Genomic DNA, 20,223 nt, shown 5'->3' on the forward strand with positions numbered 1-20,223 from the left:
GCGCCGCCCGCGTGGGGGTGGGCGGAGGCGTTGCGGGCCGTCGCCGAGGTGGTGCCGCCACCGGACGAAGCGGCTGCGCTGTTGTCGGACGTCCCGCCCGCCGCGTCCGAGGGAGGACGGTTCCGGCTGCACCGCTCGGTGTGGGCGTGGCTGGACGAGGCCGCGCGAACGCGCCCGCTCGTGGTCATGCTGGACGACCTGCACTGGGCCGACGCGGAGACGCTCGCGCTGCTGTCCGCCGTGAACGACGCGCCGTTGCTGCTCGTCGCGGCCTACCGGCCCGGCGAGATCGAGGACCGTCTCACCGGCGCCCTCGCCGTGCTGGCCCGTCGGGCGCCGCTGCGGCTCGCGCTGTCAGGGCTGCCCGCGCCCGACGTGGCACGGCTGGTGGCGGCCGAGGCCGCCGTGCCGGTGGACGCCGCGACGCTCACCGCGCTCACCGAACGCACCGGCGGCAACCCCTTCTATGTACGGGAGAGTGCCCGGCTGCTGGCGGGCGAAGGGCGGCTCGTCGCGCTCGCCGAAGTCCCCGAAGGCGTGCGCGACGTGCTCCGGCGACGGCTCGCCCGGCTGCCCGAGCCGTCCGTCGCGGTGCTGCGTCTCGCCGCGCTGGCCGGGGCCGAGAGCGCCGTCGAACCGCTGGTCGAGGCCGCCGACAGCGACGCCGACGGCGTCCTGGACGCGCTGGAGGACGGCATCGCCGCCGGGCTGCTGGGCGAGCCGTCCCCGGGCCGGGTCAGGTTCGAGCACGCGCTGGTCCGGGACACGCTGATCGCGGACCTGAGCGGGCTTCGCCGCCGCCGCATGCACGCCCGGCTGGCCGCCGCGCTGGAACGGCACACGCCGGCCGACGTGACGGCGCTCGCCCACCACTACGCGCGCGCCGCGTCGCCCGCGACCGCCGGGCGGGCCGTCGCGTACGGGACACGCGCGGCGGCGCTCGCCGAGGACAGGTACGCCCACGAGACCGCGGCGGCCCTGCTCACGCAGGCTTTGGAGGCGTTCGAGCGGACGCCGGACGCCACCGACGCGCGCCGCGTCGAACTCCTCGGCCTGCTGCTGCGCGCCCAGGCACGCGCCGGGGACATCATCGCGGCCCGCGCCACCCGGGCGCGCGCCGTCACCGTCGCCGGTGACCGCGACGACCTGCTCATCGCGGCGTTCACAGCGTGGACCGAGCCGACGTCGTGGCAGGCACGCCAGTACGACGAGGTGGACGCGGCCGCCGTCGCCGCGCTCACCCGCCTCCTCGCCCGGGACGACCTGACGCCTGGCGACCGCTTCTGGCTGCTGGACGCCTACACGGTCGAGCTGGCGGGCGAGGGCGACCCGTCCGCGCTCGCCGCGAACGAGGAGGCGACCGCGCTCGCCGCACGGCTCGGCGATCCGCGCCTGCGCGCGCAGGCGGCCATGCGACGGGCGCACGAGCTGCCCCGCCACGATGGTGCGGAGCTGGAGCGTCTGAGCCGCGAGCTGCGCGATATCGGCATGGAGCACGAGCTGCCGGTGTTCGCGTGGTCGGGCACCGTCAACCTCGCCACGGCCGCCGTCGTCACTGGCGATCCGGACACCGTGCGGCGCCTGGTCCCGGAGGCGGGCGCACTGGCACGCCGCTACGGCCTGGCGGACGCGGCGCTGGTCACCGACATCGCGTCGGCGGCGCTGGCGCACGTCGCGGGCGACTTCGCCGAGTCCGACCGGCTGTACCGGGAGGCCGCCACCGCGATGATCGCGCAGGGCTCCCCGCACGGCGCGGGCTTCCTCCTGCTCGCCCGAGCCACCCTGGCCGACTCGCAGGGACGTCTGGCGCTACCGCTCGACCTCACCTCCCCGGCCGATCCGCCGGAACTGGCCGCCGCTCTCCGCACACTGACCGGCACGCCCATCGCCGCCGACGTGCGCGCCGCCGCAGGCGAACCCCCCGGCCCGCTGCCGCGCCTCAAGCCCGATTATCTCTTCACCGTCTTCGCCGCCTTCCGCGCGATGTCCGCCATCCGTCACGGCGACCGCCCCACGGCCGCCGCCCTCTACACCGCCCTCCTCCCCTTCCGCGAGGGCCCACCCGCCGGCCTCGAAAGCCTCTCCATCGCCACCCGCCCCGTCGCCCACACCCTCGGCGACCTCTCCCTCTACCTGGGCGAGGACCCCACCCCCCACTACACCCGCGCCCTCGAAATCTCCCGCCTCTGGCACTCCCCCCACTGGACGACAGCCGCCGAGAACGCCCTGAAGACGCTCTGATCCGCACCCCGCACCCCGCACCCCGCACCCCGCACCCCGCACCCCGCACCCCGCACCCCGCACCCCGCACCAACCACGACACACGAATGCGTCGGGCTCAAGAGAAGGGCGGCGACCGGGGTGAAGTAGTCCGAGAACGACCGTAGGGAGGGGTGATTCGGTGGGGCTGAGGTAGTGGGCGGGGGGCTTCGGGCACGTTTCCGGGTGCCCGAACCGCGCGTGAGTAAGTTGACGAGCGGTGAAGCCGAGGCGGGCGCGAGGCTCCCCGGCCCGGACGCGAAGCGACGCCGCACCGGCGAAGTGCCGATCGGGCCCGAGCCGAGTGCGCTGACCGGTGGCGATGCCAAGCCGGAGGCGAGACTCACCGCCTGGAGCGCGAAGTGACGCCGCACCCGCGAAGTGCCGGACAGGGCCGAGCCGTCAGGCGTGGACTGTAGGCCGGAGCCTCGGGGACACGGCCTAGGGTGGCCGGTATGGGGATGGAGACGACGGCTGAGGCGCCCGTGCCGGTGCGGACCGTGTTGCAGGCGGTCGGAGGCTGGATCGGGAAGCTGGGACGGATCTGGGTCGAGGGGCAGATCACCGAGCTGAACGTGCGGGGCGGGACCGCCTACATGACGCTGCGCGACCCCGTCGCGAACATGTCCGTGCGGGTCGTGGGAGCGCGGGGGCTCGTCGAGGCGGGCGGCCCGGCCGTGGCGGACGGAGCGCGCGTCGTCGTGCACGCGAAGCCCGACTTCTGGGTGAACCGCGGGTCGTTCTCGCTCAGCGCCATCGAGATCCGGCCGGTAGGGGTGGGGGAACTGCTCGCGCGGCTGGAGCGGCTCAAGCAGACGCTCGCCGCCGAGGGGCTGTTCCGACCCGAGCGCAAGCGGGCGCTGCCGTTCCTCCCGGGACGCGTCGGGCTGATCTGCGGACGGAACTCCGACGCCGAACACGACGTGCTGCAGAACGCCCGGCGGCGATGGCCTGCGGTGGCGTTCCAGGTGGAGAACACCGCCGTGCAGGGACGGCACGCCGTGCGCGAGGTGATGGAGGCCCTGCGTACGCTCGACGCCGACCCCGAGATCGAGGTCATCATCGTCACCCGGGGCGGCGGCTCCATGGAGGACCTGCTGCCGTTCTCGGACGAGGCGCTGGTACGCGCCGTCGCCGCCGCCCGCACGCCCGTCGTCAGCGCGATCGGGCACGAGCAGGACAGCCCGCTGCTCGACCTCGTCGCCGACGTGCGCGCCTCCACCCCGACCGACGCCGCCAAGCGGACCGTGCCGGACGTGCGCGAGCAGCTCCAGCTCGTCCGGCAACTGCGGGACCGGGGACGGCGCGTCATCGCGGGCGGTCTCGACCGGGAGACCGCCTGGCTGGGGCACGTCCGCTCGCGCCCGGCGCTGGCCGACCCGGTCCGCGAGGTGGAGCGCCAGGCCGAGCACGTGGACGCCCTGCGCGACCGCACCCGACGCTGCCTGGCGGGTGCGCTGGACCGCGCGGCCGACGAACTGTCGCACACCCGCGCGCGCCTGCTGGCCCTCTCCCCCGCCGCCACCCTGCGACGCGGCTACGCGATCGTCCAGCGTGACGACGACGGCGTCGTCCGCTCGGCGGCCGACCTCACCCCCGGCGACCCGCTGCGCATCCGCCTCGCCGAAGGCCGCCTCACGGCCACCGTCGACGACCTGCACCCCGAAACCACAGACGAACACGACCCCTCCCGGGCATCTCGCTGACCTCTGCGCCCCATCGTGGAGCACATCGCGTCACGACAAGTGACCGAAGGTGATTCTGTGGATAACGGCGAGGCCCGGCCGGAAGCGGGTCATGCTCCGGCCGGGCCTGTGGCGTCGGGGCCGCGGGTCAGACCGCCGCGTCGAAGTTGATCGCGCTGTACGCGCGAAGTTTGTTGAGCTGGTGCTCGCTGGAGACCGCGCGCACCGTGCCGCTGCGCGAGCGCATGACGAGCGAGTGCGTGGTCGCGATGCCCTTGCCGAAGCGCACGCCGTCCATCAGCTCGCCGTCGGTGATGCCGGTCGCCGCGAAGAACGCGTCCTCGGACGTGACGAGGTCGCTCGTGGTCAGGACGCGGGACAGGTCGTGCCCGGCGTCGATGGCCTTCGCGCGCTCGGCGTCGTCCTGCGGCCACAGCCGGCCCTGGATGACGCCGCCGAGCGCCTTGATCGCGCAGGCCGCGATGATGCCCTCGGGGGTGCCGCCGATGCCGAGCAGCAGGTCGACGCCCGTCCCCGCGCGGGCCGCCATGATGGCGCCGGCGACGTCGCCGTCCAGGATGAATTTGATGCGGGCGCCCGCCTCGCGGACCTCCTTGACGATGCCCTCATGGCGCGGCCGGTCGAGGATGACGACGGTCACGTCCTCCACGGACGAGCCCTTCGCCTTCGCCACGGCGCGCACGTTGTCGGCGATGGGCCGTTCGATGTCGACGACGTCGGCCGCCTCCGGCCCGGTGACGAGCTTCTCCATGTAGAACACGGCCGACGGGTCGTACATCGACCCGCGCGGCGCCACCGCCAGGACGGCGATCGCGTTGTTCATGCCGAGGGCCGTCAGCCTGGTGCCGTCGACCGGATCGACGGCGACGTCGCACTCGGCGCCGCTGCCGTCACCGACGTGCTCGCCGTTGTAGAGCATGGGCGCGTTGTCCTTCTCGCCCTCGCCGATCACGACGACGCCCTGCATCGACACGGTGTTGATGAGCTGCCGCATGGCGTTGACGGCCGCGCCGTCCGCGCCGTTCTTGTCACCCCGGCCGACCCAGCGGGCGGCGGCCATCGCGGCGGCCTCGGTGACCCGGACGAGTTCGAGCGCCAGGTTGCGGTCCGGCGCCGCGGGCTCGGTCGTGAGCGGCGAGGAGACGGTCAGTTCGTCGGACATGGCGTGGCGCCCCTTCGTCGGTGTGACACGAATTCTCTGTTCGCGCCGCTGGGCTCGCCAAATTGGTCGAGACCAGAGCGCGCACGCCCAGACGGGCGCGGATTTCCCTGCGGGTGCGGTACGGGGATCGTCTCCCACCTCCGTAGGGCGTAATCTCAGCACTCATGAGCAGCGACATCACCGTCCCGTCCGGCGACGTGGACGCGGCGGGCAGCGCACCGCGCACGTCCGACCGCGGCGCCGCCACCCGCAACGCCCTGCTGAGCGCGGCGCGGGAGGTGTTCTGCGAGGCGGGCTTCGCGCAGGCCGCCGTCACCGACATTGTGGCGAAGGCTGGAGCCAGCGTCGGCAGTCTTTACCATCACTTCAACGGCAAGGCCGACCTGTACCTCACGCTGTTCGACGAGTTCCAGGTCCGCCAGCAGGAGCGCACCCGCGACGCGATCACCCGCGTCCGGGAGGCCGGCGAGACCGACCCGATGCGCCAGTTCATCGCGGGCGCGGGCGCCTACCTGGACGGCAGCCTCGCCGAGCGCGACGTCGCGCGGCTGTTCATCTCCGGCGACGGTCCGCCCGGTTTCGACCGCGTCATGCGCAAGCGCCTGAGCCGGTGGGCGCGCCGCAACGCGGCGCTGTTCAACACGGCCGACGGGGGCGTCGACGAAGCGCTCGTCATCGTGCTGACGGGCGCCATGGCGGGGGCCGTCTCGGAGGTCGCGATGAGCGACGACGACGCGGCGTCCCGGCGGCTGGCCGCCGACGTCATGGCGATCGTCGCGACGATCCGCAACCCCGGTGCGGAGCAGCGCTGACCGTGCGCGATCCTGGAGGGGTGAGCGAAACGACCCCGGCCTCCGCGACGCGGTCGGCCGACCAGGCCCCGCCGAGCGCCGACGCACCGCAGCCCGCGTCCGGCGGCCGTCCGACCGTGCAGGTCGCGCCGGGCGTGTACAAGCGGCTGACCGGCGGGCCGTTCGGTTTCGCGATGGCGATGCTGGCGTGCCTGCTGATCGTCGGCGTGATCTACCTGATCACCCCGCGCAGCGACAACGACGTGCTGCCCACGGTCGACTACTCCGACCAGCTCTTCACGATGCGGGCGGCGGCGCCGTTCCCCGTGCACGCGCCGGAGGGGCTGGCGCCGGGCTGGCGGCCGACGAGCTCGCGCGTCACCGGGCTGGCCGCCGACGGCGGCGACAAGGTGGCGTGGCATCTCGGCTTCCTGACGCCGTCCGGCCGGTACGCGGCGCTGGAGCAGAGCAACGAGAAGCCCGGCGACTACATCCCGCGCATGACCAACAGCCGGGCGCCGACGGGCGCCGAGGAGGTCGCGGGCGCGACCTGGCAGAAGTACCACCGCAAGGACAAGGGCGCGAACTCCTACGCGCGGACGCTGCCGAACGGCGTCAGCCTCGTCGTCACCGGCAACACCGGGTACGAGGAACTGGCCGTGCTGGTGAAATCGCTGCGGGAGCAGCCCAAGCAGCCGACGGCGAACACGGGTTCCTGACGCGGCGCGGCCCGGCTCAGAAGGGGGCGGGCCCGTCGGTGTTCTCGGGACCGGCCATGGCGGCGGCGAGCCGTGCCCGCGCGCCCTCCAGCCACTCCTCGCACACTTCGGCGAGCCGTTCGCCGCGCTCCCACAGCGTGAGGGACTCCTCCAGCGTCAGCCCACCGGACTCCAGCCGCTTCACGACGTCGGTGAGCTGGTCGCGCGCCTGCTCGTAGCTCAGCTTCTCATCGGACACCCGGCCACCCTACGCCGTCACACCGACGTCGGGACGTCCCCGGGCGTCACCGACGGTTATCCACAGAATGACGTTCGGCCTCGGACGGGGGGCCTGTTCGCGAGAAGGTGGGAAGTGCCGGGGCCGTCGGCGTCCGTGTGGACGGCGGTGTCAGCCGCCTCGGCCGAGGCGGTTGCGCATGCGGGAGCGGAGGGTGCGTTTGGGGGCGCGGGCCTGGATGGAGCCGAACAGGAGGGTGCCGTTGATCTCGATGGTGGGGCCGTCGGGCACGGGGCGGTGGCGGAGTTCGCGGGTGCTGAGGACGGAGCGGCCGGTGACGTTGACGCGGGTGCCCTCGGGGATGAGCAGCCGGACGCGGCCCGCGAGGACGAGGGAGTCGACGACGATGTGACGGCGTTGCAGGACGGCGTCGCGGAGGTCGAGTTCGACGGTGCCGAACAGCGCGAACAGCGGCAGCTTCACCGGGACGACCCAGCGGCCCTCGCGGCGGGTGCGGCCGAACATGACCGACACGGGCTTGTCGTCGACGAGGATCGGCTGCGCCTCGCGCGGGCTGAGGTCACCGGTGATGCCGGTGAGTTCGCCGAGGGTGCGGGCGGCGTAGGCGCGGGTGGTGCGCTCGGCGTGCTCGTCCATGGTGATGCGGCCGTCGGCGAGCGCCTCGCCGAGGACGGTGACGACGCGTTCGCGGTCGGCGTCGGAGGCGCGCAGCTCGCTGACGCGCCGGACCCGGTTCCCGGGCGGCCTGCTGGACGTGTCCACGCCCTCCACAGTAACGGCCGGAGCGCCCGCGACGGCAGTCCGGAAGATTGAGCATTGACCGGGATGGGGGCGAAGCCTACGCTCACCTGAATCTTCTTCACGTTATGGCAGTGCCGAACCGGAAGGACCTCGCCAGATGACGGGTCGCTCAACCGCGGGAACCAGGGCCCGCAGCGCGCGCGGCGCCGCCTACGCCGCCTTCGCCGTCCAGGGCCTCTGCTTCGCCGCCCTGGTCAGCCGCGTCAACCAGATCCGCGACGCGCACGGGATGACCGACGACCAGATCAACATCGTCGTCCTCTGCGTGCCGATCATCGCGGGACTGGGCAGCGCCGTCGCCGCGCCGCTGATGGGCCGGTTCGGCAGCGGGCCGGTGCTGCGCGCGTCGCAGCCCGCCGTCTGCCTGACGATCCTGGCCGTCGGACTGTCCGGTTCGTCCAACCTCGCGCTGTACGTGGCGGTGGGGGCGTTCGGCTTCTTCGTCGGCGCGGTGGACGCGTCGATGAACGCGCAGGCCGTGACGTCCGAACGCGCCTACGGCGTCAGCATCCTCACCGGGTTCCACGCCCTGTGGAGCGCCGCAGCCGGGCTCGGCGCCGTATGGGCGTGGGTCGCGAACACCCACCTGTTCCCCGAGGACGTGCACCGGTCGCTCGCGGCCGGGTTCGCGATCCCCGCCGCGCTCGGCATCGCGGTGTCGCTGGCCACGGGCTTCCGCCTCTACCGCAAGGACGAGGAGGTCACCCTCCCCGAGAGCGGGGAACTGAAGGCGGCGGCGCGGAGCGTCCCGTGGCGGCCCGTGCTCGTCATCGGCGTCGCCATGGCGTGCTTCTACCTGGCCGACTCGATGCTGTCGAACTTCGGCACGCTGTTCTTCGACACCGACCTCGGCGCCGCGAGCGTCGCGCCGCTCGGCCTGGCCGCCTACCAGGTCGCGATGGTCGCGAGCCGCGCCGTGGCCGACTTCGCCGTCCGGCGGTGGGGCGCGACGCTCGTCGTGCGGGCCGGGACGGCGGCGGGCGGCCTCGGGCTGCTGCTGGTCGTCGTGGCGCCGAACGCTCCGGTCGCGATCGCCGGGTTCTTCGTGACGGGCCTCGGCCTGTGCGTGGTGGCGCCGATCTCGTTCTCGGCGGCGGGCAAGGCCGACCCGTCCGGCCTCGGCATCGCGGTGGCCAGGGTGAACATCTTCAACTATGTCGGGTTCGTGTTCGGCGCGATCGTCGTGCTGATCATCCAGCCGATGGCGAGCTACCAGCTCGCCTACGCGGTCCCGGCGGTTCTCACCCTGGTGATCATCGCCCTGGCCCGAGGCTTCGAACCGGCCGACGCACCCCGCCCACAACCGGCGCCACCGGTAGCCGAACGCCCGGTCGCCTGACCCCGCGCCCACAGGCGTGCGCCTTGGGCGCGCGTTTGAGGGCTTGCCTCGGGGTTGCGGTTCGGAGCGGGGCGTGGGGGCGATGGGGCAGTCATCGGTGCCCGTGTTGGGGCGGGTGCGGGGTTGGCTTGGGTGCTCGCCTGGTGTGGGGATGACGGACGTCGGGCCGTCCCGGGTGGTTCGGGGCGGCCCGACGGGTGGATCGGTCGGCTAGCTGTCTTCGGCCAGGGCTACCACCGCGTTCTCCCCCGCCACCTGGGCCTCCTGGGGGGACATGTCGGCGGCGGCCTGGCCGAGTGCGGTCAGGGCCGCGTCGGCCGCCGCCCTGAGCGTCACGGCATGTTCCTGTGCGCGGTCGAGATCACCGAGACCCACACAGTCGAACGACACCTGGGCGTCGTGCGCCGCCATCTTGAGCTGCCGGGCGGCCTCGTCCAGACTCATTCGCCCCTCCTTCGCCATTGAACCGCTGTATTACCCGGGCGCACGGGGAGTAACCACCCGGCCGAGGATTTCCACCGCGTTCATCAGTGCGGACGTGGGAACGCCGCCGTAGCCGAGGACGAGCGCGGCCGGAGCGGACGCCGCCCGCCCCGGCGACCACAGCTCCGCGGCACCGGACACGACGACCCCCCGGGCCGCCGCGCCCGCGACGACGTCGGCCTCGGCGCGGCCGGGCGGCAGCTCGACGTACAGGTGCAGACCCGCCGAGACGCCGTGCACGCGCGCTCCCGGCAGGTGCTCCGCCAGCACGGCCACCAGCGCGTCGCGGCGCGCCCGGTAGCGGCGGCGCAGCACGCGCAGGTGCCGGTCGTGGGCGTCGCCCTCCAGCAGCCTGGCGAAGGCGAGCTGGTCCGGGGTCGCGCCGCCGAGGTCGGTGCGGGCGCGGTGCTCGCGCAGCGCGGCCGCGACGGGCGGGGGCGCGACGGTCCAGCCGAGCCGCAGCCCCGGCGCGAGCGCCTTACTGACCGAGCCGAGCAGCACGACGTGGCCGGGCGCCATGCCCTGCAAGCAGCCGACGGGTTCGCGGTCGTAGCGGAACTCGGCGTCGTAGTCGTCCTCCAGGACGATCCCGCCGGTGTCGCGCGCCCAGGCGAGCAGCGCGGCGCGCCGGGCCGGGGAGAGCACGACGCCGGTCGGGTACTGGTGCGCGGGGGTGACGAGCACGGCCCGCGCCGGGGTGGCGGCGAGCGCGGCGACGTCCAGACCCTCGCCGTCCACCGGGACGGGGATCAGCTCGGCCCCGGTGGCGCGCAGCAGCGGGAGCTGCCGTTCGCTCGTCGGGTCCTCGACGGCGAGCGGGACGTTCCCGTGCCGGACGAGCTGCGTCACGACGGCGGAGAGCCCGTGCGCGACACCGTTGACGACGGTGACGTCGTCCGGCCCGGCGACGGCCGCCCGGACCCGCCCGAGGTATCCGGCGAGCGCGACGCGCAGCGCCCGCGCCCCCGCCGGATCGGGGTAGGCGAGCAGTTCGCCGTGCGGCGCCTCCCGCAGCACGCCCCGCAACGCCCCGAGCCACGCGCCCCGGGGGAACGCGGACAGATCAGGCTGCCCGGGCCGCAGGTCCGCCACGGTCGAGGACGGGGGGTCCGGCCGTGCCGGTGGAGCGGTCGGCCAGGCGGCGAGGTCGGCCGTCGGGGCGGGTGCGCCCGGGAGGGAGGGGGAGGGGGCGACGCGGGTGCCGTCGCCTCGGCGGGACAGGAGCGTGCCCTCGGCGCGGAGCTGTTCGTAGGCCGTGACGACGACGCCGCGTGAGACGGCGAGGTCGGCGGCCAGGTCGCGGGTGGACGGCAGGCGCGCCCCGGCGGGCAGGCGTCCGGAGCGCACCGCGTCGCGCAGCGCGGCGACGATCTGCGCGGACAGTCCGCCCCGCCCCCGGTCGATCTCCAGATGCAGTTCCGCCACCGATGCCTCCGCCCTGCACCGCGCTCGGCCGAACCGGCGGGCGGGCGCGAGGGTTTGGTCCTGTTCAGACGCAGTGTATTGGCCCTGTTGAAAGGACCATCGGGTTCCTAGCGTGCTCGGCATGGATACTTCTTCGCGTCGCGGGGTCATGGGTGCCGCCCTGGCGATGTTCCTCGTGGGGACGCTGACGGCCGTCTCCGGCGCCATCTCGGCCTATCCGCTGCTCGGCGGCCAGGCGGTGCGTTACGCGGTGGCTGCTGCGGCGCTGTGGGTCGTGGTGCGGCGGTCCCGGCTCGCTCCGGTGCGGGTGCGGGCCCGGGAGTGGGCGCAGCTCGCGGTGCTGGCCGCGACCGGGCTCGCGTTGTTCAACGTCTGCGTCGTCGGGGCCACGCGGGAGACGAGCGCGGCGGCGGTCGGGACGGTGATCGCCACGGTGCCGGTCGTCCTGGCCGTGGCGGCGCCGATGCTGCGCGGCGGGCGGCCCGCGCGGACGGTGCTGACCGGCGCCGTCGTCGTGACGGGCGGCGCGGCTCTGTCGGCGGGACTGGGCGGCGGGTCGGTGCGCGGGCTGCTGTTCGCGCTGGGGGCGCTTGCCGGGGAGGTGTGCTTCTCGCTGCTGGCCGTGCCGCTGCTCCCCCGGCTCGGGCCGCTGCGCGTCTCGGCGTACACGGCGACGCTCGCGACGCCGATGCTGCTCGTCGCGGGGATCGCCGTGGACGGCGCGGACGTGCTGCGCGTCCCCACGGCCGCCGAGGCGGCGGGCCTCGGCTACCTCGCGCTGATCGTCACGACCGTCGCGTTCGTCCTCTGGTACGACGCCCTCGGCCGCATCGGCGCCGACCGCGCCGGGCTGTTCGCCGGGATCGTCCCGGTGAGCGCCGTGCTGACCGCCGCGCTGCTCGGGCAGGGCGCCCCCACCGCCGCCGAGGCGGCGGGCGCGGTGCTGGTCACCGCAGGAGTCCTGCTCGGACTGTCACCGGGGCGCCGTACCCTTGGTGCGGCTCTAGAGGAAGAAGGCGTGAGGGTGTGATGGCGGACTTCTCGTATACCGACCTGCTGCCGCTCGGTACGGACGACACCGACTACCGGCTGCTGACCAGCGAGGGCGTGTCCACGTTCGAGGCGGGTGGGCGCACCTTCCTCCAGGTCGAGCCGGAGGCGCTGCGGCTGCTCACCGAGACGGCCATGCGCGACATCTCGCACCTGCTGCGGCCCGCCCACCTGGCGCAGCTCCGCCGCATCCTCGACGACCCTGAGGCCAGCCCGAACGACCGTTTCGTCGCGCTCGACCTGCTGAAGAACGCGGGCATCGCGTCCGGCGGCGTGCTGCCCATGTGCCAGGACACCGGCACCGCGATCGTCATGGGCAAGCGCGGCCAGCACGTCCTGACCGACGGCCGCGACGAGGAGCACCTGTCGCGCGGCGTCTACGACGCCTACACCAAGCTGAACCTGCGGTACTCGCAGATGGCGCCGGTCACCATGTGGGACGAGAAGAACACCGGCACCAACCTGCCCGCCCAGATCGAGCTGTACGCGGCGCCCGGCGACGCCTACAAGTTCCTGTTCATGGCCAAGGGCGGCGGCAGCGCGAACAAGTCCTTCCTCTACCAGGAGACCAAGGCCGTCCTGAACCCCAGGCGGATGCTGACCTTCCTGGAGGAGAAGATCCGCTCGCTGGGCACGGCCGCGTGCCCGCCGTACCACCTGGCGATCGTCGTGGGCGGCACGTCCGCCGAGTACGCGCTGAAGACGGCCAAGTACGCCTCCGCGCACTACCTCGACACGATCCCGGCCGAGGGTTCGCCGCTCGGGCACGGGTTCCGCGACGTCGAGCTGGAGCAGCAGGTGTTCGAGCTGACGCAGCGGCTCGGCATCGGCGCCCAGTTCGGCGGCAAGTACTTCTGCCACGACGTCCGCGTGGTCCGGCTCCCCCGGCACGGCGCGTCCTGCCCGGTGGCGATCGCGGTGTCGTGCAGCGCCGACCGGCAGGCCCTCGCCAAGATCACCGCCGAGGGCGTGTTCCTGGAGCGGCTGGAGACCGACCCGGCCCGCTACCTGCCCGAGACGACCGAAGAGCAGCTCGACGGCGACGTCGTCCGCATCGACCTCAACCGCCCGATGGACGAGATCCGCGCCGAGCTGTCCCGGTATCCGGTGAAGACGCGGCTGTCGCTGACGGGCCCGCTCGTCGTCGCGCGCGACATCGCGCACGCCAAGATCAAGGAGCGGCTGGACGCGGGCGAGCCGATGCCGCAGTACCTGCGCGACCACGCCGTCTACTACGCGGGCCCGGCCAAGACGCCGGAGGGCTACGCGTCGGGGTCGTTCGGCCCGACGACGGCCGGCCGCATGGACTCCTACGTCGAGCAGTTCCAGGCGGCGGGCGGCTCGCAGGTCATGCTCGCCAAGGGCAACCGGTCGCAGCAGGTCACCGACGCGTGCAAGGCGCACGGCGGTTTCTACCTCGGCTCGATCGGCGGCCCGGCGGCCCGGCTCGCGCAGGACTGCATCAAGAAGGTCGACGTCCTGGAGTACGCCGAGCTGGGCATGGAGGCGGTCTGGAAGATCGAGGTGGAGGACTTCCCCGCGTTCGTCGTCGTGGACGACAAGGGCAACGACTTCTTCGCCGACACGACCGGCCCCCTGATGACGATCGGCCGACGGTAGGGGAAACGTCGTGATCAAGACGGCCATTCGCTAAAGCGCGCCCGGTCCGGCCGGGCGCGCGGCGGCGGGCCGTCACCGCGCGGTCACCGGGCGCGGACCCGTCCCTGGATGATAAAGATTTCACCCATCTGCTCATCCGGTTGTGCGGAGTCCCAGGTTCCGGACGGGACCGCTGAGGCACGAGGTCACAGTATTGGCCCGAAAAACAAGTTCGTGCCGTGGTCTCCCCAATGACCGGACGGCCACTCCGGTATCTTTCCCCCATGTCTCAGTCAGAGCGCCTCGTGCTCGCGACGCGCTACCGGCTGGTCTCGGAAATCGGTCAGGGTGCCAACGGCATCGTCTGGCGCGGCCATGACGATCTCCTTGATCGCGCGGTGGCGATCAAGGAGCTGCGGCTCCCCGACGACCTCTCCGAGAACGAGCGCGTCGTCTTCTACCGCCGTACCCTGCGGGAGGCGCGCGCCCCGGCGCAGCTCCGCTCCACGTCGATCGTCGAGGTCTACGACGTCGTCATCGAGCAGGGCCGGCCGTGGATCGTCATGGAGCTGATCGAGGCGCCGAGTCTGGAACAGCTCATCGAGCGGTCCGGTCCGCTGCCGCCCGAGCGGGTCGGCTACATCGGGCGCAAGCTGCTGGACGCGCTCGCCGTCGCGCACCGGGCGGGGATCGTCCACCGCGACCTCAAGCCCAGCAACGTCCTGCTGGACGGCGACCGGGTCGTGCTGACCGATTTCGGACTGGCCTTCTCGTCCGGTTCGACCAGCCTGACCAAGACCGGCCATTTCATGGGTTCGCCCGCCTACGTCGCGCCCGAGGTGGCCGCCGGGGAGAAGGCGACCCCCCGCTCGGACCTGTGGTCCCTCGGCGCGACGCTGTACGCGGCGCTGGAGGGCCGTCCGCCGTTCGAGCGCGACAACGTGATGGCGACGCTCAGCGCGCTCGCCAACGAGACGCCGCCGACGCCCCGCAACGCCGGGACGCTCGGCCCCGTCGTGTCCGGGCTGCTGGAGAAGCACCCGACGCGGCGGCTCAGCCACGCCCGCGCCGTCGACCGGCTGGAGCGGGCGATGACCGCGCCGCGCTCGGCCCGCCGCAACGCCACCCCCCGGTACCGGCTGATGGCGGTGATCGCGCTGGTCGGCGCCGTCGTCGCGTCCTGCGGGATCGGCGTGACGGCGCTGGCGGTCGGCATGATGCGCGAGAGCCCCGGGACGCAGCCCACCGGGCAGCCGACGGGGCAGGCGCCGCCGACCGCCTCGACCGTTCCCGCGTCCGGCGGCGGCACGCTCGTCGTCCGCGCCCGCGCGGCCGGGTGCCGCATCTTCGTGGCCGTCCCCGGCACGACGCTGACCGTCCTGGCCAACAACGAGACGATTCCGCCCGGCGGCGCCCGCCAGTACGACCAGCCGGTCCTCAACGCCGTCGTCTACGACGCGTCGGCGTGCGAGGTCTGGGTCAACGGCCAGCGCAAACCCCTCGGCGAACCCGGCCAGCGCCGCAGCTATACCGTCCGCGCGCGCTAACAATGGCCGCGCCTTCGGCGCGGCGGGGTCAGGGCCCCTTGAGTGCCGCCTCGGAGGGCATGATCATCCTCCCTTCGGTCCGGAGGATCATGCCCTCCGAGGCGGCACGGCCCTGACCCGGTGGTGCGCGTGTATACGCACGGGTGTTGGACAGCGGGTGTGATCCGGTGTCACCGGGAATGGTCCCGGGGTGTGCGGTGCTGCACTAGGTGATCAACGGTGAGGTGGAGGTGCGGGGGCATGGCCGGGTCCGAGGGCGAATACCGGATCGAGCACGACTCGATGGGAGAGGTCCGGGTGCCGGGCGCGGCCAAGTGGCGGGCGCAGACGCAGCGGGCGGTGGAGAACTTCCCGATCTCGGGGCGGGGGCTGGAGGGGCCGCACATCGCGGCGCTCGGGCACATCAAGGCGGCCGCCGCGACGGCCAACGCCGAGCTGGGCGTGCTCGACCCGGAGATCGCCGAGGCGGTCCGGGACGCCGCGCTGGAGGTCGCCGCCGGGAAGTGGGACGACCAGTTCCCCATCGACGTGTTCCAGACCGGGTCGGGCACGTCGTCGAACATGAACGCCAACGAGGTCGTGGCGACGCTCGCGCAGGAGCGGCTGGGCCGTCCCGTGCACCCCAACGACCACGTGAACGCGTCCCAGTCGTCCAACGACGTGTTCCCGTCCTCGATCCACATCGCGGCGACGAGCGCCGTCCTGTACGACCTGATTCCGGCCCTTGAGCATCTGGAGGCGGCGCTCGGCCGCAAGGCGATCGAGTTCGGGCCGCTGGTCAAGTCGGGCCGCACGCACCTGATGGACGCGACGCCGGTGACGCTCGGGCAGGAGTTCGGCGGCTACGCGGCGCAGATCCGCGCGGGCGCCGAGCGGATGCGCGGCGTCGTCCCCCGGCTGGCCGAGCTGCCGCTGGGCGGGACGGCCGTCGGCACCGGCATCAACACTCCGCCCGGGTTCGCGGCCCGCGTCATCGCCGAGATCGCCGCCGTGACGGGCCTGCCGCTCACCGAGGCGCGCGACCACTTCGAGGCGCAGGGCGCCCGGGACGGGCTCGTGGAGGCCAGCGGGGCGCTCAAGACGGTCGCGGTCGGCCTCACCAAGATCGCCAATGATCTGCGCTGGATGGGGTCGGGTCCGCGCGCGGGCCTGGCCGAGATCCGGCTGCCCGACCTCCAGCCCGGTTCGTCGATCATGCCGGGCAAGGTCAACCCGGTGATCCCCGAGGCGACGCTCCAGGTCGCCGCGCAGGTCATCGGGAACGACGCGGCGATCACGTTCGGCGGCGCGTCCGGCAACTTCGAGCTGAACGTGATGCTGCCGATGCTGGCGCGCAACGTGCTGGAGTCGATCGCGCTGCTCGCCAACGTGAGCCGCCTGCTGGCCGACCGCTGCGTGGACGGCATCGAGCCGGACGCGGAGCGGATGCGCGAGTACGCCGAGTCCTCGCCGTCGATCGTGACGCCGCTGAACCGGTACGTCGGGTACGAGGAGGCCGCCGCCATCGCCAAGCAGGCGCTCGCCGAGCGCCGGACGATCCGCGAGGTCGTCCTGGAGCGCGGCCACGTCGAGAACGGCGCCCTCACGCTGGAGGAGCTGGACGCGGCGCTGGACGTGCTGACGATGACGCGGCCCGACCCGCGTTAGCGGCTCAGTACCAGCCCTTGCTCTGGAAGTGGCTCCACGCGCCGCAGGGCGTGCCGTGGCGGCCCTTGATGTACTTCAGGCCCCACAGGATCTGGGTGCGGGCGTTGCTGCGCCAGTTCGACCCGGCGGCGGCCATCTTCGAGCCGGGCAGCGCCTGCGGGATGCCGTGCGCGCCGCTGGAGGAGTTGTGGGCGTTCTCGTTCCAGCCGCTCTCGCGCTCCCAGAGCCGCTCCAGGCAGCGGAACTGGCGTTCGGAGCCCCAGCCGTAGGCGCGCATGGCGGTGCGGGCGATCCGCTTGTTGCGGTCGGTGCGCTCGCCCGCCGCCGGTGCGCCCGGCTCGGCGGACGCGGACGCGGCCGGGGCGGGCAGGGTCGCGGCGAGCAGGACGGCCGCGCCGAGCGGGCCGAGGGCGCGGCGGTTCGCGGGTCGTGTCATGTCCACCAGCGTGCAGCGCTCAGGCGCAAGCGCGACACGGCTCGCGACCCGGCCCGGAACGATCGTGACCAACGTCTGGGACGGAGCCGACCCGAGCGCCGGACAAAGCGGACGTCCCGGTGGCGGCCCACCCGCCCTCACGACGCACGAATGCCACGACGAAGGACGAACCAGGACGGGTCCGCATGGCGGCCCCGTCCAGCATGTCCCCAGAAACCACGAACGGCGCCCGCCGGACAGGCGGACGCCGCGCACGTGGACTTGACCCGGGGCTGACGCTCCCGAGGGACGCTCAGTACCAGCCGACGCGCTGGGAGTGCCCCCACGCGCCGCACGGGGTGCCGTAGCGGTTCTTGATGTAGCCGAGTCCCCACTTGATCTGCGTGCGGGGGTTGCTGCGCCAGTCCGACCCGGCGCTGGCCATCTTCGACCCGGGCAGCGCCTGCGGGATGCCGTACGCGCCCGACGACGGGTTCGCGGCGGTGTGGCGCCAGCCGCTCTCCTTGTTCCACAGCTTCACCAGGCAGCCGAACTGGCCGCCGCCGGAGAAGCCGAAGCTCGGCAGCATCGACTTGGCGATGGCCTGCGCCTCGCCCGCCGGGACGGGGTCGCCGCCACCGGTCGGAGCGCCGCCGCCACCGCCGCCCGAGCGCGGCTTCGGCGTGGGCGTCTCGGTGGGGATCGGCGTGCCCTTGGCGCGCAGCCTGGGCGCTTCGGCGGCGCCGCGCGCCTCGCGGGAGGCGCGCTTGTGCGCCAGCTCCTTGCGCTCCTGCGCGAGCCGCTTGCGCTCCCGCTCCTGCACGGCGGGGTCCGGCGCGGGGGCCGGGTCGGCGAGCGGCGCGGACGCGACGGTGCCGGTCTCGGCCGCCGCGTCGGGCTCGCCGCCCAGCGCCAGGGCCGCGACGGCACCGGCGCCGACCGCGACGACGGCGCCGCCGGCGACGGCCGCGACCTTCAGCCCGAGCCGCCGGGACGCCGGAGCGCGCCGGGTGCCGCCCCTGCGCGCGCTGGAGATCTCCTCGCGGGGTGCCTCCGGGCCGAGGTCCGGCAGCGCGGCGGTGTCACCGGACGCGCCGAACGCGGTGGGCGGGGCGCCCGCCACGCGGACGTCGTCGTGGCCGGGGAAGCCATCGAGCGGTCGTTCGTCTTGCCTGGGGGACCCGGACGAGTCTCCGGACAAGGCGGTCCTTCCGACGGTCGCACGGCATGGGCGCTCGTACGAGGGCACGTCCACCCCCCGCCCGGGGTTCCCGATGCGGGCGGCCCGGACCCGGAACGGACCTCGTCCGCGCGGAGTGCTTCGGGGGTCGCGCGGGCACGGCACCCGTTCCCAGGGGTGCTTACGGGGGACCACAATGCCCGAGCCGACGGCATGGTCCGCAACCGAATCGAGACGAAAGAACCGGTCCAGGCGCTTGTCAACTCGCCCCGCGACCGTCCGTATCCGCCGTCCGAGCAGGGTTTACCGAACCTTGACGCGTAACCAGTGACGTTCATCACAGACCGACGGTGCGCTCATCGAAGATCACGCTGAGTGCCGGAAAAGGTTCCGCGTCCCGGCGGCCTGTCCGGCCGCGGGGACGCGGAACGCGCGACCGTCCGGGCTCAGCTTCCGACGTCGCCGAGCATGTCGGTGACCAGCGCCGCGATCGGGGACCGTTCCGACCGGGTGAGCGTCACGTGGGCGAAGAGCGGATGGCCCTTCAACCGTTCCACCACGGCGGCGACGCCGTCGTGCCGGCCTACCCGCAGGTTGTCGCGCTGGGCGACGTCGTGGGTGAGCACGACGCGCGACCCCGCGCCGATGCGCGACAGGACCGTCAGCAGGACGCCGCGCTCCAGCGACTGCGCCTCGTCGACGATCACGAACGCGTCGTGCAGCGAGCGACCGCGGATGTGCGTGAGCGGCAGGACCTCCAGCATGCCGCGGTCGAGGACCTCGTCGATGACCTCGGGCGTCGTGACGGCCGAGAGCGTGTCGTAGACGGCCTGCGCCCACGGCGACATCTTCTCGTTCTCCGACCCCGGCAGGTAGCCGAGCTCCTGCCCGCCGACCGCGTACAGCGGCCGGAACACCACGACCTTGCGGTGCTTGCGACGTTCCAGGACGGCGTCGAGCCCCGCGCACAGCGCCAGCGCCGACTTGCCGGTGCCGGCGCGCCCGCCGAGCGAGACGATGCCGACGTCCTCGTCGGTGAGCAGGTCCAGCGCGATGCGCTGCTCGGCGGACCGGCCGCGCAGCCCGAAGACCTCGCGGTCGCCGCGGACCAGCCGCACCGACTTGTCGGGCAGCACCCGCGCCAGCGCCGAGCCGCGCTCGGACAGAATCCGCAGGCCGGTGTGGCAGGGCAGCTCGCGCGCCTCCTCCAGTTCGGCGCCGCCGCCGTCGTACAGCTCCTCGACCTGCCCGCCGGACAGCTCCAGCTCCCGCATCCCGGTCCAGCCGGATTCGACGACGGCCAGCTCCGCCCGGTACTCCTCGGCGGTGAGGCCCACGGCCGACGCCTTGACCCGCATCGGCAGGTCCTTGGAGACCAGGACGACGTCGTGGCCCTCGTGCGCGAGCCAGGCCGCCACCGAGAGGATGCGGGTGTCGTTGTCGCCGAGGCGGAACCCGTCCGGCAGGACGGACGGATCGGAGTGGTTCAGCTCGACGCGCAGCGTGCCGCCGTCCTCACCGAGTGGCAGTGCCTCGTCGAGCCGCCCGTAGTCGACCCTCAGATCGTCGAGGGTGCGGAGCGCCTGGCGGGCGAAGTAGCCCAGTTCGGGATGGTGCCGCTTGCCCTCCAGCTCAGTGATCACGACGATCGGGATGACGACCTCGTGCTCGGCGAACCGGGTCATCGCCCCCGGGTCGGCGAGCAGGACGCTCGTGTCGAGGACGTAGGTGCGCCGGGCCGTAGCGGAAGCTTCGGCACTGCTCCCGGAAGCGGGACGGCGCGGGGAGGTTGTGGCCACTCGATCTCCCTGACAGATGGGGAACTACCGGTGGCGCGCAGGTCCGCCCGAGCGGCGGTGGGT

General features: G+C 73.4%; 17 protein-coding genes. 9 read left to right on the forward strand and 8 right to left on the reverse strand.

What is annotated here, in order from left to right; all coding sequences use genetic code 11:
* Together C229_RS34615 and xseA are read left to right on the forward strand one after the other, a co-directional pair.
* Positions 1–2,241, forward strand: a 2,241-nt coding sequence (locus tag C229_RS34615) for an ATP-binding protein (protein ID WP_018653023.1), incomplete at its 5' end; no start/stop codon positions are given.
* 473 nt (positions 2,242–2,714) lie between these two features.
* The gene (xseA, locus tag C229_RS0100010) at positions 2,715–3,965 is read left to right on the forward strand and encodes an exodeoxyribonuclease VII large subunit (protein ID WP_018653024.1); all 1,251 of its coding nucleotides are present in this window, start codon (positions 2,715–2,717) and stop codon (positions 3,963–3,965) included.
* Positions 3,966–4,092: 127 nt separating this feature from the next.
* On the opposite strand, the gene glpX is transcribed toward xseA, so the two are convergent.
* Positions 4,093–5,127: a class II fructose-bisphosphatase gene (glpX, locus tag C229_RS0100015; protein WP_018653025.1), complete on the reverse strand. Its 1,035-nt coding sequence runs from the start codon at positions 5,125–5,127 to the stop codon at positions 4,093–4,095.
* A 164-nt stretch (positions 5,128–5,291) separates the two neighbouring features.
* On the opposite strand from glpX, the gene C229_RS0100020 reads away from it, so the two are divergent.
* Both C229_RS0100020 and C229_RS0100025 read left to right on the forward strand, forming a co-directional pair.
* A complete protein-coding gene (locus tag C229_RS0100020; RefSeq protein ID WP_018653026.1) occupies positions 5,292–5,939 on the forward strand; it encodes a TetR/AcrR family transcriptional regulator in 648 nt (215 codons plus the stop codon).
* Positions 5,940–5,959: 20 nt separating this feature from the next.
* Positions 5,960–6,637: a DUF4245 domain-containing protein gene (locus C229_RS0100025; protein ID WP_018653027.1), complete on the forward strand. Its 678-nt coding sequence runs from the start codon at positions 5,960–5,962 to the stop codon at positions 6,635–6,637.
* Between the two features lie 16 nt (positions 6,638–6,653).
* Here C229_RS0100025 and C229_RS0100030 read toward each other — a convergent pair whose 3' ends face one another.
* Both C229_RS0100030 and C229_RS0100035 read right to left on the reverse strand, forming a co-directional pair.
* Positions 6,654–6,875 carry an exodeoxyribonuclease VII small subunit gene (locus tag C229_RS0100030; protein WP_018653028.1) on the reverse strand — a complete coding sequence of 74 codons (222 nt, stop codon included), beginning with the start codon at positions 6,873–6,875 and terminating at the stop codon, positions 6,654–6,656.
* Positions 6,876–7,025: 150 nt separating this feature from the next.
* On the reverse strand, positions 7,026–7,637 hold the full coding sequence (locus C229_RS0100035; RefSeq protein ID WP_155884507.1) for a DUF1707 SHOCT-like domain-containing protein: 612 nt from the start codon (positions 7,635–7,637) through the stop codon (positions 7,026–7,028).
* A gap of 136 nt (positions 7,638–7,773) precedes the next feature.
* On the opposite strand from C229_RS0100035, the gene C229_RS0100040 reads away from it, so the two are divergent.
* Entirely contained in the window at positions 7,774–9,015 is a 1,242-nt protein-coding gene (locus tag C229_RS0100040) for an MFS transporter (RefSeq protein ID WP_018653030.1), read from the forward strand.
* A 210-nt stretch (positions 9,016–9,225) separates the two neighbouring features.
* On the opposite strand, the gene C229_RS0100045 is transcribed toward C229_RS0100040, so the two are convergent.
* Both C229_RS0100045 and pdxR read right to left on the reverse strand, forming a co-directional pair.
* Positions 9,226–9,459 (reverse strand): hypothetical protein, encoded by a 234-nt coding sequence (locus C229_RS0100045; protein WP_018653031.1) that lies wholly within the window; start codon positions 9,457–9,459, stop codon positions 9,226–9,228.
* Positions 9,460–9,489: 30 nt separating this feature from the next.
* Entirely contained in the window at positions 9,490–10,923 is a 1,434-nt protein-coding gene (gene pdxR, locus C229_RS0100050) for a MocR-like pyridoxine biosynthesis transcription factor PdxR (RefSeq protein WP_018653032.1), read from the reverse strand.
* Positions 10,924–11,044: 121 nt separating this feature from the next.
* On the opposite strand from pdxR, the gene C229_RS28870 reads away from it, so the two are divergent.
* From C229_RS28870 to C229_RS0100070, 4 genes are all read left to right on the forward strand, one after another.
* A complete protein-coding gene (locus tag C229_RS28870; RefSeq protein ID WP_155884508.1) occupies positions 11,045–11,953 on the forward strand; it encodes a DMT family transporter in 909 nt (302 codons plus the stop codon).
* Entirely contained in the window at positions 11,953–13,593 is a 1,641-nt protein-coding gene (locus C229_RS28875; protein WP_018653034.1) for a fumarate hydratase, read from the forward strand. The genes C229_RS28870 and C229_RS28875 overlap by 1 nt, the downstream gene beginning before the upstream one ends.
* A 263-nt stretch (positions 13,594–13,856) precedes the next feature.
* On the forward strand, positions 13,857–15,119 hold the full coding sequence (locus C229_RS32410; RefSeq protein ID WP_169513800.1) for a serine/threonine-protein kinase: 1,263 nt from the start codon (positions 13,857–13,859) through the stop codon (positions 15,117–15,119).
* A 240-nt stretch (positions 15,120–15,359) separates the two neighbouring features.
* Positions 15,360–16,766 (forward strand): class II fumarate hydratase, encoded by a 1,407-nt coding sequence (locus C229_RS0100070; RefSeq protein WP_018653035.1) that lies wholly within the window; start codon positions 15,360–15,362, stop codon positions 16,764–16,766.
* Positions 16,767–16,770: 4 nt separating this feature from the next.
* Here C229_RS0100070 and C229_RS0100075 read toward each other — a convergent pair whose 3' ends face one another.
* The 3 genes from C229_RS0100075 to C229_RS0100085 all read right to left on the reverse strand — a co-directional run bounded on the left by C229_RS0100075 (position 16,771) and on the right by C229_RS0100085 (position 20,160).
* Positions 16,771–17,202 (reverse strand): aggregation-promoting factor C-terminal-like domain-containing protein, encoded by a 432-nt coding sequence (locus tag C229_RS0100075; RefSeq protein ID WP_155884509.1) that lies wholly within the window; start codon positions 17,200–17,202, stop codon positions 16,771–16,773.
* 292 nt (positions 17,203–17,494) lie between these two features.
* On the reverse strand, positions 17,495–18,304 hold the full coding sequence (locus tag C229_RS0100080) for an aggregation-promoting factor C-terminal-like domain-containing protein (protein WP_018653037.1): 810 nt from the start codon (positions 18,302–18,304) through the stop codon (positions 17,495–17,497).
* Between the two features lie 503 nt (positions 18,305–18,807).
* The gene (locus tag C229_RS0100085) at positions 18,808–20,160 is read right to left on the reverse strand and encodes a PhoH family protein (RefSeq protein ID WP_081639680.1); all 1,353 of its coding nucleotides are present in this window, start codon (positions 20,158–20,160) and stop codon (positions 18,808–18,810) included.
* Positions 20,161–20,223: the final 63 nt, after the last annotated feature.

Origin of the sequence: Actinomadura flavalba DSM 45200 (assembly GCF_000374305.1) — a bacterium.
GTDB classification, from domain to species: Bacteria; Actinomycetota; Actinomycetes; order Streptosporangiales; family Streptosporangiaceae; genus Spirillospora; species Spirillospora flavalba.

Coding starts and splice junctions, on each gene's coding strand:
- glpX (WP_018653025.1), bottom strand. CDS start 5,127: ATGTCCGACGAACTGACCGTCTCCTCGCCGCTCACGACCGAGCCCGCG.
- C229_RS0100075 (WP_155884509.1), bottom strand. CDS start 17,202: ATGACACGACCCGCGAACCGCCGCGCCCTCGGCCCGCTCGGCGCGGCC.
- C229_RS0100070 (WP_018653035.1), top strand. CDS start 15,360: ATGGCCGGGTCCGAGGGCGAATACCGGATCGAGCACGACTCGATGGGA.
- C229_RS0100040 (WP_018653030.1), top strand. CDS start 7,774: ATGACGGGTCGCTCAACCGCGGGAACCAGGGCCCGCAGCGCGCGCGGC.
- C229_RS0100045 (WP_018653031.1), bottom strand. CDS start 9,459: ATGAGTCTGGACGAGGCCGCCCGGCAGCTCAAGATGGCGGCGCACGAC.
- C229_RS28875 (WP_018653034.1), top strand. CDS start 11,953: ATGGCGGACTTCTCGTATACCGACCTGCTGCCGCTCGGTACGGACGAC.
- xseA (WP_018653024.1), top strand. CDS start 2,715: ATGGGGATGGAGACGACGGCTGAGGCGCCCGTGCCGGTGCGGACCGTG.
- C229_RS0100020 (WP_018653026.1), top strand. CDS start 5,292: ATGAGCAGCGACATCACCGTCCCGTCCGGCGACGTGGACGCGGCGGGC.
- C229_RS28870 (WP_155884508.1), top strand. CDS start 11,045: ATGGATACTTCTTCGCGTCGCGGGGTCATGGGTGCCGCCCTGGCGATG.
- C229_RS32410 (WP_169513800.1), top strand. CDS start 13,857: ATGTCTCAGTCAGAGCGCCTCGTGCTCGCGACGCGCTACCGGCTGGTC.